The sequence below is a fragment of the Sphingomonas sp. OK281 genome, from assembly GCF_900115295.1.
GTDB lineage: Bacteria > Pseudomonadota > Alphaproteobacteria > Sphingomonadales > Sphingomonadaceae > Sphingomonas.
Map to the genome: position 1 here is coordinate 756228 of NZ_FOVZ01000002.1, position 13147 is coordinate 769374.

Sequence of the window (13147 nt, forward strand, 5' to 3'; positions counted from 1 at the left end):
TCAGCGACGTTCCCCAACTGGGCCCCGGCCTTCGCCGGGGTGGTGCGAGTGTTCGCGCGAGCCTTCTATAATAAGGCACGGAAGCTTTACCCCCGCACAACCCCAACATCCGCAAACCGCCGCGGCTCCACCGGCGGCACCGCAGGCTCGTTCAGCTCGCACTGCCAATGCCCGACATCGATCCACTGCCCGTTCTTGTACCCGACCTCGCGGTACACCCCCGCGCGCCGAAACCCGACCGCCTCATGCAGCTTGATCGACGAATCGTTCGGCAACGCAATCGCCCCGATCGCCTGCGTAAACCCCTGAGCCCGCAGCGTATCGATCAGCGCCTCGTACAACAGCCGCCCCGCGCCCTGCCGCTGCGCCGCATCCGCGACATACACCGTGGTCTCGCACGCGAACCGGTACGCCTCGCGCTTGTGGAACGCGGACGCATAGGCATAGGCCAGCACGCCGCCCTCGGAGCCGATCGTCGCGACCAGCCACGGGTACAGCCCGTCCGACGCCGCCATTCGCGCGCGCATCTGCCGCGCATCGGGCGCCTCGGTCTCGAACGACACCGTCCCGACCAGCACGTGCGGCGCATAGATCGCCGCTATCGAAGCGGCATCCTCGGCGACCGCCGCCCGGATGACGATCCCGCCGCCGTTGCCAGTTGCGGGGATCGCCATCAGAACCCGATCCGTGCCAGCAGCAGGTCGAGCAGCTTGGCATCGCCGACACCCGAAGTCGTCGGCCCCATCCCGCCGCACTCCAGGCAGCGCGCCTGGATCGAGCCCGAGGTCGCCAGCCGCTTCATGTCACCCACAGCGCGCGCGAGCATCTGGCGACGATCCGCCGCGACATGCGCGAACGCATCGCCACCACCTGCATCATCGTCGCCATCATTGCCGAAATCCTGCGCGATCGTCGCGAGGAAGCCCGGCTTCTTCTCCAGATACTCGGCATGCACCTTGGCCGGATCGAGCTTGGCGCGCTTGGCGGCCTCGTCGATCGCGTCCTGCAACGTCCCGAACCGGTCAACCAGTCCGATCTGGCGCGCGGTGCCGCCATCCCAGACGCGGCCCTGGCCGATCTCGTCCACCCGCGCCGGCGTCATCTTCCGCGAGGCGGCGACGCGCGCGACGAACTGGCGATACCCGTTCTCGATCCCCGCCTGTGCGATCGCGTCGAACATCGGCGTGGTGCCGCCGGTGATGTCGGGCTGGCCCGACAGCGGCGTGGTCTTCACGCCGTCGCTGGTCACGCCGATCTTGGCGAGCGCGTTCTCGAACGTCGGGATCACGCCGAAGATGCCGATCGAGCCGGTGATCGTGCCGGGCTCGGCAAAGATCACGTCGGCCGGCGTCGACACCCAGTAACCGCCGCTCGCGGCCAGCCCGCCCATCGACACGACGACGGGCAGCTTCTGCCGCTTGGCTTCGAGGATCGCGAGCCGGATCTGCTCCGACGCCATCACCGATCCACCCGGTGAATCGACCCGCACCACCAGCGCCTTCAAAGTCTTCTTGGCGAGCCCGTCGAGCACCGCCTTCTCGATCGTCTTGCCCGCCGCCTTGCCGGGGCCGCTCTCGCCGTCGACGATCTCGCCGGCGATCGTCAGCACGCCGATCGAATCGCCCGCGGTGGGGAGGGGGTTGGCCTTCACCCACGCGTCGTACTTGATCGCGGTGTAGTTGCCCGCCGGCTTGTTCGCGTCGCTGCCGGCGATCTCCGCCACGCGCCGCCCGAAGCTGGTCCGATCGCCGAGCTTGTCGACGATGCCCGCGCGCAGGTTTGCCTCGGCGATGTTGCCGTTTGATGCGAGAATGACCTTGTCCGGTGCGGTCATGAACTGCGCGATCTGCGCCTTGGGCCGTGCCTTGGCGATGGCCTCGCGCCACTGCGCGAACAGCGTCCCGTACAGCGCAGTGCTGGCGGCGCGCGCGTCGTCGCTCTGGTCCGCCCGCGTGTAGGGCTCGACGAACGACTTGTAGCGGCCGACGCGGTAGACGTGCGCGTTGACCCCGAGCTTGTCGATCAGGCCCTTGTAATAGAGCTGGTTGCCGCCCGGCCCCATGAAGATCGTCCCGCCCAGCGGGTTCACCCAGATCTCGCTAGCATTCGCCGCGAGGCGATAGCCGCCATCGGTGTACGCGGTCGCGTAAGCGAGCACCGGCTTCCCGCTCGCACGCACCCGAGCCAGCGCATCGCCGACCTCTCCGAGTGCCGCCGGATAAGCGCCACCGAAGCTGTCGAGATCGAGCACCACCACCTTCACGCGCGCATCGGTACGCGCGGTATCGATCGAGCGGACCACGTCGCGCAGGCGAAACTGCCGCGTCCGGCTCTGCCCGGACAGTGCTGCGAATGCGGCCTGCTCCTCGGGCTGCTCGACGATCGAGCCGTTCAGGTCGAGCACCAGCGCGCCATCCTTGATCGCCGTCGTGCCCTGCCGCGCATTGAGCGCCGCGAAGATCAGCCCGAAGAACAGCAACATCGCGATCAGGACAAGCGCGTCCTTGATCGCCACGAGGAACTTCCACACCCCCCGCACGAGCCGCCATTTCCGCCGCGGCGGGCGGGCAGGGTCGACATAGGAGGGGGCGTAGGACGGCGCAGCGGTATCGGTCATGGGACGAGAGCTAGAGCAACGCGGCGCACAGGTAAATGCCCTGTATTACGCGTCCAACACAGGAAGCGTTCAAGCCCGTGCATCTACCCCAACCACCACGCAATCCCCCTCCCGCTTGCGGGAGGGGTTAGGAGAGGGGCGTCCCACAAGCACCCCGCCCAAGAAACCCCTCCCCCAACCCCTCCCGCAAGCGGAAGGGGAGCAGAAGGGAAAGTTCGCCCAGCCTTGTTCTCCTGCGAATGCAAGCGCCCAGACGCATCCCAATTCCACCACCCCGGCGAAGGCCGGGGCCCAGTTGGGGAACGTCGCTAACGGAGCGCTGCGTCTCGTTACGCCGACCTTGCCACCTGGGCCCCGGCCTCCGCCGGGGTGGAGGTTCGGGCAAACGAGCGCAGGTGCCCGAAACCCACGCCCGCCCGAAAAAATTTCACCCCCGGAACCTTTGACATGCCGCACCCCGAGGCACATATGCCGTCCGTTGGCACTCGATAAGCTCGAGTGCCAGAAATCTGTCACAATCCAAAAGGACATGGACCCCATGAACTTTCGTCCGTTGCATGATCGCGTGCTGGTGAAGCGCCTCGAAGCCGAAGAGAAGACGGCTGGCGGCATCATCATCCCCGACACCGCCAAGGAAAAGCCGCAGGAAGGCGAAGTCGTCGCCATCGGCACCGGCACCCGCGCCGAGAACGGCACGATCACCCCGCTCGACGTCAAGACCGGCGACAAGATCCTGTTCGGCAAATGGTCGGGCACCGAGGTCAAGGTCGACGGTGAGGACCTGTTGATCATGAAGGAATCCGACATCCTCGGGATCGTCGGTTAACTCAAGTCACTCGCGCGGGAGTGGTTTGCGACCCCTGCGTAGCGTGAACTTCGTGAACTTCCACTTTTTGAAAGGGCAGCTGACATGGCTTCCAAGGACGTAAAATTCGGTCGTGACGCGCGTGAGCGCATCCTCCGCGGCGTCGACATCCTCGCCGACGCAGTCAAGGTGACCTTGGGCCCCAAGGGCCGCAACGTCGTCATCGACAAGAGCTTCGGCGCACCGCGCATCACCAAGGACGGCGTCACCGTCGCCAAGGAGATCGAGCTCAAGGACAAGTTCGAGAACATGGGTGCGCAGATGCTGCGCGAAGTGGCCTCGAAGACCAACGACATCGCCGGCGACGGCACCACCACCGCGACGGTTCTGGCGCAGGCCATCGTCCGCGAGGGCATGAAGTCGGTCGCAGCGGGCATGAACCCGATGGACCTGAAGCGCGGCATCGATCTCGCCGTCATCAAGGTCGTCGAGGACGTCAAGGCGCGTTCGAAGCCGGTTTCGGGTTCGAAGGAAGTGGCGCAGGTCGGCATCATCTCGGCCAATGGCGACCGTGAAGTCGGCGAGAAGATCGCCGAAGCCATGGAGAAGGTCGGCAAGGAAGGCGTGATCACCGTCGAGGAAGCGAAGGGTCTCGAATTCGAGCTCGACGTCGTCGAGGGCATGCAGTTCGACCGCGGCTATCTGTCGCCGTACTTCATCACCAACCCCGAGAAGATGACCGTCGAGCTTCAGGATCCCTACATCCTGATCCACGAGAAGAAGCTCTCGAACCTGCAGGCGATGCTCCCGATCCTGGAAGCCGTCGTCCAGTCGGGTCGTCCGCTCCTGATCATCGCAGAAGACATCGAGGGTGAGGCTCTGGCCACGCTCGTCGTCAACAAGCTGCGCGGCGGCCTGAAGGTCGCAGCGGTCAAGGCACCGGGCTTCGGCGATCGTCGCAAGGCGATGCTCGAGGACATCGCGATCCTGACCAAGGGCGAGATGATCTCGGAAGACCTCGGCATCAAGCTCGAGACCGTCACGCTCGGCATGCTCGGCACCGCCAAGCGCGTCACGATCGACAAGGACAACACCGTCATCGTCGACGGTGCCGGCGATCACGACACGATCAAGGGCCGCACCGAAGCGATCCGCCAGCAGATCGAGAACACGACCAGCGACTACGACAAGGAGAAGCTCCAGGAGCGTCTCGCCAAGCTTGCCGGCGGCGTTGCCGTGATCAAGGTCGGTGGTTCGTCGGAAGTTGAAGTCAAGGAGCGCAAGGACCGCGTCGACGACGCGCTGCACGCAACCCGCGCAGCCGTCGAAGAAGGCATCGTCCCCGGCGGCGGTACGGCTCTGCTGTACGCAACCAAGGCTCTCGACGGCCTCGAGGGTGCGAACGACGACCAGACGCGCGGTATCGATATCGTGCGCAAGTCGCTGACGGCTCTGGTTCGCCAGATCGCACAGAACGCAGGTCATGACGGTGCGGTGGTTTCGGGCAAGCTGCTCGACGGCAACGACACGTCGATCGGCTTCAACGCCGCGACCGACACGTACGAGAACCTGGTGGAAGCCGGCGTGATCGATCCGACCAAGGTCGTCCGCACCGCGCTGCAGAACGCCGCATCGGTCGCAGGCCTGCTGATCACGACCGAAGCGGCTGTGAGCGAGCTCGCCGACGACAAGCCCGCCATGCCCATGGGCGGCGGCGGCATGGGCGGCATGGGCGGCATGGACTTCTGATTTCGGACGGGGCCAGCGAGCGCTGGTCCCGGCACGAAATCAGAACGGCCGGCGGGCTGGCGGCGAAGCCACCAGTCCCGTCCGACGAAAAGGGCCGGCTTCGCCGGTCCTCCGTTCCGAACAGACGACCAAAGCAGAGGGCCGGGAAGCAATCCCCGGCCCTTTGTTTGTCTAGCCAACCAGCGTATGTCTCCGACATGGCGAGCGACCCGCACTACCGGCTGCTGACAGCCGAGGAATTCCTCCAGATCGACTTCGGCGCCGACATGAAGGCCGAGCTCGACAACGGCGTCATTCGCATGATGGCCGGCGGCACGCGCGAGCATTCTCGCGTGCAGGTCAATCTCACTGCATTCGTCCGGTCTGCCCTGCGTGGCTCGGGCTGCACACCCTACGGCTCCGACATGGCGGTCCGCACACAGGACCGGTCGGTGCGCTACCCCGATCTCACCATCGACTGCGGCGCACCCGGCGATCGGCCAGACGATCTGACCCTGTCCGATCCGCGCGTTATAATCGAGATACTGTCCCCCTCGACCCGACACTTCGACCTGACCGTCAAGAAAGACGAATATCGCGCGCTGAATTCGGTCGATACGCTCGCCTTCGTCGACGCCGACGCCGAGGCTCTGTCGGTTCACCAGCGGATCGAGGGCGGCTGGATAGAGACGTTGTTCTCGACCTCTCTGGACCTCGTCATTCCCTCGCTCGGCCTGACCATCCCCCACGCCGAAATCTTCGCCCGGGACTGAGCCCGCTACCTCGTTCGGGCAGCTGGCGCCGCCGCTTCGTCCGCCGCGATCTGGTCCAGCGCTCGCCACACGACGGGTGCGATATGGCTCAGGTCGAAGCTGTGATACGCCTCGCCGTCGATCGGCACGACCAACGCCTTCCCGCCGGCCGCCGCGCGCAATCGCTCCGCCGCGGCGAACGGCACGACCTCGTCCTTGCGACCGTGCATCAGCAGCACGGGTACCTTGACCCGGCGGATCGCCGCGACATTGTCGAACGCGGCCGAATACAGGCCACGCTCGAGGCCCGGTACGAAGCGCGCGAACGAATCGAACGCACCCAGCGTCACCACCCCGTCGACGTCCGCCCCGGCCGCCGTATCGGCCGCGACGTTCAGCGCCACCGCGGAACCGAGCCCGTCCCCGAACACGAAGTGCTTGCCGCTCGGCACCAGCCGCTTCGCCAGGTCCACGAACGCCCGGCCATCCTGGTACAGTCCGCGTTCGTCGGGCACGCCGGGATTGTCACCATAGCCGCGATAGGATGCGACGAGCAGGCCGTGGCCACCTTGCGCGAACGCCTGCGCCGCCTTGGCCGCGATATCGCGATTGCCTGCGCGCCCCGGCAGATAGACCAGAACCGCGCCGCCCGCGGCTTCCGGCGGCCAGAACCACCCTTGCAACCGCACGCCGTCCTTCGTGGTCGTATCGACGAGCTGCGGCACCCGTGCGGTCCAGGAGGGCGTGGTCGATCCCAACGGCGCAGGCGCGTAGAGCGACCGCCCGACCGGATTGATGCAGCCGCTCAGCGACGCAAGCAGCAAGGTCAGGGGTGCAATAACCAAGCAGGAAGATGCCCGGCCCGGAAGCCGCCGGCGCCGCACGCGGAGGCGCATTCGCGCGTCGCTCGCTCGGCACGTCGTAGTGCTGCTGATCGCCACGTCGTTAACCCTCATCCATTTTTCGACGCTCTTACGAACGCGTCGCCGTCTCGACACGGATAATTCCTTCCAATTCAACGGCCTGTGTCCCATTCCGGGAAATGGTACGAGACAGGTGCAACCGGCCCGCGATCACGCTACCATTGGCGCATGACCGCAGGCCGCATCGATCAGTTGACCGAAGCTCAGCGCGCCTGTCTCCGGCTCGTGCTGACGCATCATAATTCGAAGGAAATCGCAGCGTTGGTGGGCGTCTCCCCATCGGCGATCGACAAGCGTATCGAGCGCGCGGTCCAGACCCTCGGCGTCAGCACGCGGTTCGAGGCGGCACGTCAGTTGCAGCAGTATGAGCAGACGCGGTGGGACGACGCCGTTTCGATGCAAGGCGAGGGGCAGCCGACCGGTCCATCGCTCCCGTACGAACAGATACCATCCGAACCATTCGACGTTCCCAACGCCGTCGTCGAACGCCCACAAGCGACGCAGATCGAGCCGTGGGGGTTTGTTCGCCGCTTCTTCGGGACAGCCCGGAGCAGCGGACCGGTGGGGGTGGCGCGCAATCGGTTTTCGATTGGCGACAGGCTCGTCAAGCTGATCGCGCTCATGGGCCTGATCGCCGTCACCTCGATGGCGCTCGTGAACATGGCGATGACGCTGACCAGCCTGTTGCGATCGAACCGGGATCGCACGGCCCCGATACATGGCGCTGCAACGATGGCGCCAATGGGGAGAACGACAATGTTGAAACAAAGACGCGCCGCAACGGACAAGGTCACGCTCGATTTCCTGAAGGCGGAAGCCGCAGTCGATCATGCGGCGATGCTGGCCGCGTCGTGCGTATCGACGCTGTTGCAACAGCGCGTCGCCGCCAACCTGCCGGTCGGTACCGGCGCAGCAGCGTTGCAGATGATGTCGCAGGCGTCGTTCGACATGATCAGCGTCCGCCAGCGCTTCCTCGACGCGCATCGCGCGCTGGTCGACGTCCGCGCGGAGATAGGGCTCGGCCAGTTCTACGGTTATGGCGATACCGCCGAATGCCCGCCGAACGAAGGTGCGTTGCAGCCCGAAGCGCCCGTTCGGCTGGCGGCAGTGGCCTGAGCCGTCGCTTGCAGTCCGGCTTTGGAGGTTAAGGTTGGATCGGGTCTGGCTGTTCTACGCGATACAGGTGGCTGCATCCGGCTATGCGCTCCTGCGGGGCGGGGCACCGGAGCGGCTGACGGGATTGGCGTTGCTGGTTGCGGCGGTCGCTACCGGGATCGTGCAGCGCAATATCCCAGTGCTGTTCGCGGGGCTTGAGGCCAGCGTGATGATCGTCGACCTGCTCCTCCTCGCAGTATTGGTTGCGATCACGCTGAAGGCGGACCGGTTCTGGATCGCCTGGGCCACCGCCTTGCACGCGCTGGGGACGGGGGCGCATTTCGTTCGGGTGCTCAGCCCCGACGTGATGCGCCTCGTCTACGCCCTTCTCTCCGCAGCGTGGAGCTACCCCATCGTTCTGCTTCTCGTGATCGGGACGCTCAGGCACTCGCGGCGGATTCGGGCCCATGGCTGCGATCTCGACTGGAGCCGCCAGGACCCGACGTTTCGCTGACGCCTATTCGGAAGACGTATATGACATACGCAATCGCCCTGTTTCCCACCGGCGCCAGCAAGCGCCCGTCGTTCCCGTCGCTGGCGGATCCGGCACTCGACGGCTCGTTGTCCTCGGCATTGATCGGCGTCGCCAGGCGTCTTTATGCAATGCGGAAGGTCCGCGACGAGATGCTGGGCGAGGCCCTGTTCTCCGAACCGGCCTGGAACATCTTGCTCGACCTGTTCATCTCGGATCACGAGGGATCCCGACTGAGCGTATCGGCCGTATGCATCGGCGCGCGCGCACCCTCCGCCACCGCGCTGCGCTACCTGACAATGCTGCAGGATGCCGATTTGGTCGAGCGCACGCGGGATGAGCGTGATGCCCGCCGCTCGCACGTCAGGCTGACGGTGCTCGGCAAACGCCGCATGTCCAGCCTGCTTGGCCGGATGATCGAATAGGGTAACGGACTATCCATCGACCGGCGTTGCCATGATAACCAGGATGCCGATCATCCGCGACGTGGCACGCGACGTGGCACGCGACGGGCCACGCGACGGGGGCGAGGTCCGGATCGCGCCAGCACGTAGACGATGGTTCACGCGTTGCTTACCATTGCGCGCTACAGGACGGCGATGGAATCCGATGCCCCTATTCCCAATCGCATGAGCCCCGATCCTCGACCGCAGTCGGCCGTCAGCCATGGCGCCGGGCTCGCAGGGCTGGTCGGCGTGCTGGCGTGGATCGGATTTGCGCGCCATTTCGGCATGGACGGGCCGTATGCCGCGCTCGTCAACGTCGCTGCGTGCGGGCTGCCGATGGTGATCTGGTCGCTGCTGGTCGACAAGGTGCATCGCAGTCCCACTACCGGGATCGACTGGTCCGCGGGCAAACCGTGGCGCGCGACACTGGACCTCAGTCTTACCAAGCTCGCCGGATTATGGGCGACCTGGGCGGGGATTGCAGTGATCTATGGCGCCGGGCGGTTCTACTGGCAGGGCAATTTCGCGTTCGCGATGTGGTGTTTTACCAATGCCGCGCCGATCCTGTTCGTCGCATCGATCCCCTATGTGTTGTGGATCGACCGGTACCTCGTGGAGCCGCACGATGGCGCGTGGCATCTCGGCGCCTGGCTTACGGGGCAGGCGGGTGTCGAGCGCGAGTCGATCTACGGGCATCTCCGCGCGTGGGGGGTGAAGACGTTCTTCCTCGCCTTCATGCTCGCGATCGTGCCGCCTGGGTTCGGCGATTTCGTTCGCGGCGATGTCGCGATCGTCCTGCGCGATCCGGTCGCGCTGTCGAGCTGGCTGGTGACGCTGATGTTCCTGATCGACGTGGCGTTCGCGACGGTCGGGTATCTGCTGACGTTCCGGCCGCTGGATTCACACATCCGCAGCGCAAACCCGTATGCGGCGGCGTGGATGCCGGCGCTGATGTGCTACCCGCCGTTCATCTTGATGACCACGGGTGGTCCGCTAGATTATCATCCGGGCACGTCGGACTGGGCCTACTGGTTTCAATGGCATCCGATCCTGCTCGCGCTGATTGGCGCGACGCTGGTGGGGCTGACCGCAATCTACGCCTGGGCGACGATGGCGTTCGGCTTCCGTTTCTCCAACCTCACCAACCGCGGGATCCTGACGCACGGGCCGTACGCGGTGTCGCGGCACCCGGCGTATCTGTCGAAGAACCTGTTCTGGTGGATCTCCACGATCCCCGTGCTGACGCTCGGCAGCGTGGTCGACGCGGCCCGTGCGACGCTGCTGATGGCGGCGGTCAGCGGCGTGTATTACTGGCGCGCGAAGACGGAGGAGCGCCATCTGAAGCTCGACCCGGACTATCGCGCGTATTTCGACTGGATGACACGCAACGGCCTGGTGCCGCGGCTGTTTGCGAAGCTGCGCGGCTGATTCCCCTCCCGCTTGCGGGAGGGGTTAGGGGAGGGGCTGACCTATGCCGTGGACCGGATCGCTCGCGGCCAAGCCCTCCCCCGACCCCTCCCGCAAGCGGAAGAGGAGCAGTCAGAAACTGGCTTCGTCGTAGACCTTCGACACGTCGCCATTCCAGGCGCCGTGATAGCGATCCAGCAGCACCTCGGCCGGCACCTTGCCGCTCCGAACGATCTCCCGCAGCGGATCGAGGAAGCCGGTCTCGTTGTCGCCCGCCCGATTGAACCGTGCCCGCGCCGACAGCCCCGCGCCCGCGATGTCGAGCACTTCGCCGGCGATATCGCGCAGCTTGCCGCCGCCCGCGATCGGCGCGTTCAGCCCGAGCTTCGGCACCGCATCGCGCAACGCCTGGCGCTCGTCGATCGTCCAGTCCTTGACCAGGTCCCACGCCGCATCGAGCGCCCCCTGGTCGTACAGCAACCCGACCCAAAGGGCGGGCAGCGCACAGATTCGGTTCCACGGCCCGCCATCGGCACCGCGCATCTCGAGGAACGTCTTCAGCCGCACTTCGGGGAAGGCGGTCGACAGGTGATCGGTCCAGTCGTCGAGCGTCGGCTTCTCGCCCGGCAGCACCGACAATTCACCCTTCAGGAAGTCGCGGAAAGACAGCCCGGCGGCATCGATATACTTGCCCTCGCGGTAGACGAAGTACATCGGCACATCGAGCGCATACTCGGCGTAGCGCTCGTACCCGAAGCCATCCTCGAACACGAACGGCAGCATGCCGGTGCGATGCGGATCGGTGTCCGACCAGATATGGCTGCGATACGACAGCATCCCGTTGGGCTTGCCCTCGGTGAACGGCGAGTTCGCGAACAGCGCGGTCGCGAGCGGCTGGAGCGCGAGCCCGACGCGGAATTTCTTCACCATGTCCGACTCGGACGCGTAATCCAGGTTCACCTGGATCGTGCAGGTCCGCAGCATCATGTCGAGCCCCATGCTGCCGACGCGCGGCATGTGCCGCAGCATGATCGCATAGCGCCCCTTGGGCATCGTCGGCAGTTCGGCACGCGTCTTGTCCGGCCACATGCCGAGCCCGAGAAAGCCGATGCCGAGCTTTTCGCCCGCCGCCTTCACCTGCTCCAGGTGGCGCCCGGTCTCGGCGCAGGTCTCGTGCAGATTGTCGAGCGGCGCGCCCGACAGTTCGAACTGGCCGGCCGGTTCCAGGCTGATGCTGCCGTCCGCGCCCGACATCGCGATGGCATTGCCGCCCTCCATGACCGGCTTCCAGCCATATTGTTCCAGCTCGCCGAGCAACGCGCGGATGCCGCTCGGCTCGTCGTACGACGGCGCGTGATGATCGCCGTTCGCATAGACGAACTTCTCATGCTCGGTGCCGATCCGCCATGCGTCCTTCGGCTTTTCGCCGCCTGCGAAGCTGGCGATCAACTGGTCGCGCGACTCGATCGTCGGGCTGGTCTTTTTCGAAGCTGGAATCGTCGTCATCGCCGCGCCTTACGCGCCGATGAACGAGGGTGCTAGAGGGGATTCGGACCAATCGGTACCGATGTGGTTACCAGTCGCCTGCCGCCGCCATCCACAGCGCGACGGCGGCACCCGCGGCGGTCTCCGCGCGGAGGATACGCGGACCCAGGCCGATGCCGATCGCCCGCGGGTGCGCGCGAATCGCCTCGCGTTCGTCCGCATCGAATCCGCCTTCCGGCCCGATCAGGATCGCTGTCGGACCTGGGCGTGATCGCATCGCCTCCAGCGCCGGCACGCCGCCGGTCTCGTCAGCGAAGAACAGCGCGCGATCGTCCGGCCAGTCGCGCAGCAATGCGGCGAGCTTCACCGGTTCGGCCACCTCGGGCAGCGCGGTGCGCCCGCATTGCTCGGCCGCCTCGATCATCTGCGTCCGCAAGCGCTCGGTATTGGGCTTGTCGACGATCGTCCGCCGCGTGACGACCGGTACAAGCCGCGCGACGCCGAGTTCGCACGCCTTCTCCGCCATCCAGTCGACCCGGCCCTTCTTGAGCGGTGCGGCGCACAGCCACAGATCGGGCACATCTTCGCGCGGGCGCAGCATTTCGGTGACGTCGAGCACCAGGTCGCGCTTGCCCACACTCGACGCGACTCCGAGCCATTCCCCGGTCCGATCGTCGAACAGCTTCACCGGATCGCCGATCTTCATCCGCATTACGCCTGCGAGATAATGCGCTGCCGGCCCATCGACGTGAAGCGCACCGGGCGCGAGGAGGCGGTCGACGAAGAGGCGCGGCGTGGATTGCGGCGGCCAGGCGGGAGTTGCAGGCATAAGTGCTGCCCTAGCAAATCCTCCCCGGCACGGGGAGGGGGACCAGCGCAGCTGGTGGAGGGGGGCTTCCACGAGAGAAGCGCTTGTGTGGGACACCTTCCATCAGCGTATCGCACGCGGCGATCCCCTCCACCCTTCGCCGATGGCGAACGATCCCCCTCCCCGTGCCGGTGAGGATGGTACTTCTCGCTCCCCTCCCTGGAAGGGAGGGGCTGGGGGTGGGTTGGCCCATAATGGCCGCCACGCTCGCCAAGCAGCCGACCCACCCCCGACCCCTTCCTTCCAGGGAGGGGAGAAGATTAGCGCTTCCGACCCACGCAAAAACTTAGTTCAGCGTTTCTGCCGCGCCCACATCTTCCGCGCGACCACCCAAGCGACAACCAGGACGACCACCCCGAGGATCAGCACCCCCGCAACCGCCCCCGCGACCCGGAATATTCCCCAGAACAACGCCTCGACGAAGCGGCCGACCGCGACCGACAGCCCGATCATAAAGGCCCGATCATGCAAGAGGTCCGAAACGCGTCA

Annotated in this window: 13 protein-coding genes; 7 read left to right on the top strand and 6 right to left on the bottom strand. The window is 65.9% G+C overall.

Annotated elements, in window-relative coordinates; translation table 11 throughout:
• Positions 1–86: 86 nt before the first annotated feature.
• Together BM244_RS09615 and sppA are read right to left on the bottom strand one after the other, a co-directional pair.
• Positions 87–674 (bottom strand): GNAT family N-acetyltransferase, encoded by a 588-nt coding sequence (locus tag BM244_RS09615; RefSeq protein WP_093398686.1) that lies wholly within the window; start codon positions 672–674, stop codon positions 87–89.
• A complete protein-coding gene (gene sppA, locus BM244_RS09620; RefSeq protein WP_093398687.1) occupies positions 674–2617 on the bottom strand; it encodes a signal peptide peptidase SppA in 1944 nt (647 codons plus the stop codon). The genes BM244_RS09615 and sppA overlap by 1 nt, the downstream gene beginning before the upstream one ends.
• Before the next feature lie 538 nt (positions 2618–3155).
• Between sppA and groES the strand changes: the two genes are divergently transcribed.
• The 3 genes from groES to BM244_RS09635 all read left to right on the top strand — a co-directional run bounded on the left by groES (position 3156) and on the right by BM244_RS09635 (position 5923).
• On the top strand, positions 3156–3443 hold the full coding sequence (groES, locus tag BM244_RS09625; RefSeq protein ID WP_056052039.1) for a co-chaperone GroES: 288 nt from the start codon (positions 3156–3158) through the stop codon (positions 3441–3443).
• 84 nt (positions 3444–3527) lie between these two features.
• The gene (gene groL, locus BM244_RS09630) at positions 3528–5171 is read left to right on the top strand and encodes a chaperonin GroEL (RefSeq protein WP_093398688.1); all 1644 of its coding nucleotides are present in this window, start codon (positions 3528–3530) and stop codon (positions 5169–5171) included.
• A 197-nt stretch (positions 5172–5368) separates the two neighbouring features.
• Positions 5369–5923 (top strand): Uma2 family endonuclease, encoded by a 555-nt coding sequence (locus BM244_RS09635; RefSeq protein ID WP_093398689.1) that lies wholly within the window; start codon positions 5369–5371, stop codon positions 5921–5923.
• Between the two features lie 5 nt (positions 5924–5928).
• Here the strand turns inward: BM244_RS09635 and BM244_RS09640 are convergent, their stop codons facing one another.
• Positions 5929–6747 (bottom strand): alpha/beta hydrolase, encoded by an 819-nt coding sequence (locus BM244_RS09640; protein ID WP_175518149.1) that lies wholly within the window; start codon positions 6745–6747, stop codon positions 5929–5931.
• A 246-nt stretch (positions 6748–6993) separates the two neighbouring features.
• Between BM244_RS09640 and BM244_RS09645 the strand changes: the two genes are divergently transcribed.
• From BM244_RS09645 to BM244_RS09660, 4 genes are all read left to right on the top strand, one after another.
• The gene (locus BM244_RS09645; protein ID WP_093398691.1) at positions 6994–7941 is read left to right on the top strand and encodes a sigma factor-like helix-turn-helix DNA-binding protein; all 948 of its coding nucleotides are present in this window, start codon (positions 6994–6996) and stop codon (positions 7939–7941) included.
• 34 nt (positions 7942–7975) lie between these two features.
• Positions 7976–8434, top strand: a complete 459-nt coding sequence (locus tag BM244_RS09650) for a hypothetical protein (protein ID WP_093398692.1) — start codon at positions 7976–7978, stop codon at positions 8432–8434.
• 20 nt (positions 8435–8454) lie between these two features.
• A complete protein-coding gene (locus tag BM244_RS09655) occupies positions 8455–8877 on the top strand; it encodes a MarR family winged helix-turn-helix transcriptional regulator (RefSeq protein ID WP_093398693.1) in 423 nt (140 codons plus the stop codon).
• 204 nt (positions 8878–9081) lie between these two features.
• On the top strand, positions 9082–10326 hold the full coding sequence (locus tag BM244_RS09660) for a methyltransferase family protein (protein ID WP_175518150.1): 1245 nt from the start codon (positions 9082–9084) through the stop codon (positions 10324–10326).
• Positions 10327–10437: 111 nt separating this feature from the next.
• Here BM244_RS09660 and BM244_RS09665 read toward each other — a convergent pair whose 3' ends face one another.
• The 3 genes from BM244_RS09665 to BM244_RS23085 all read right to left on the bottom strand — a co-directional run bounded on the left by BM244_RS09665 (position 10438) and on the right by BM244_RS23085 (position 13111).
• The gene (locus BM244_RS09665) at positions 10438–11811 is read right to left on the bottom strand and encodes a glutamate--cysteine ligase (protein WP_093398694.1); all 1374 of its coding nucleotides are present in this window, start codon (positions 11809–11811) and stop codon (positions 10438–10440) included.
• Positions 11812–11878: 67 nt separating this feature from the next.
• Positions 11879–12619 carry a 16S rRNA (uracil(1498)-N(3))-methyltransferase gene (locus BM244_RS09670; protein ID WP_093398695.1) on the bottom strand — a complete coding sequence of 247 codons (741 nt, stop codon included), beginning with the start codon at positions 12617–12619 and terminating at the stop codon, positions 11879–11881.
• A gap of 330 nt (positions 12620–12949) precedes the next feature.
• Positions 12950–13111, bottom strand: a complete 162-nt coding sequence (locus tag BM244_RS23085) for a hypothetical protein (protein ID WP_175518151.1) — start codon at positions 13109–13111, stop codon at positions 12950–12952.
• Positions 13112–13147: the final 36 nt, after the last annotated feature.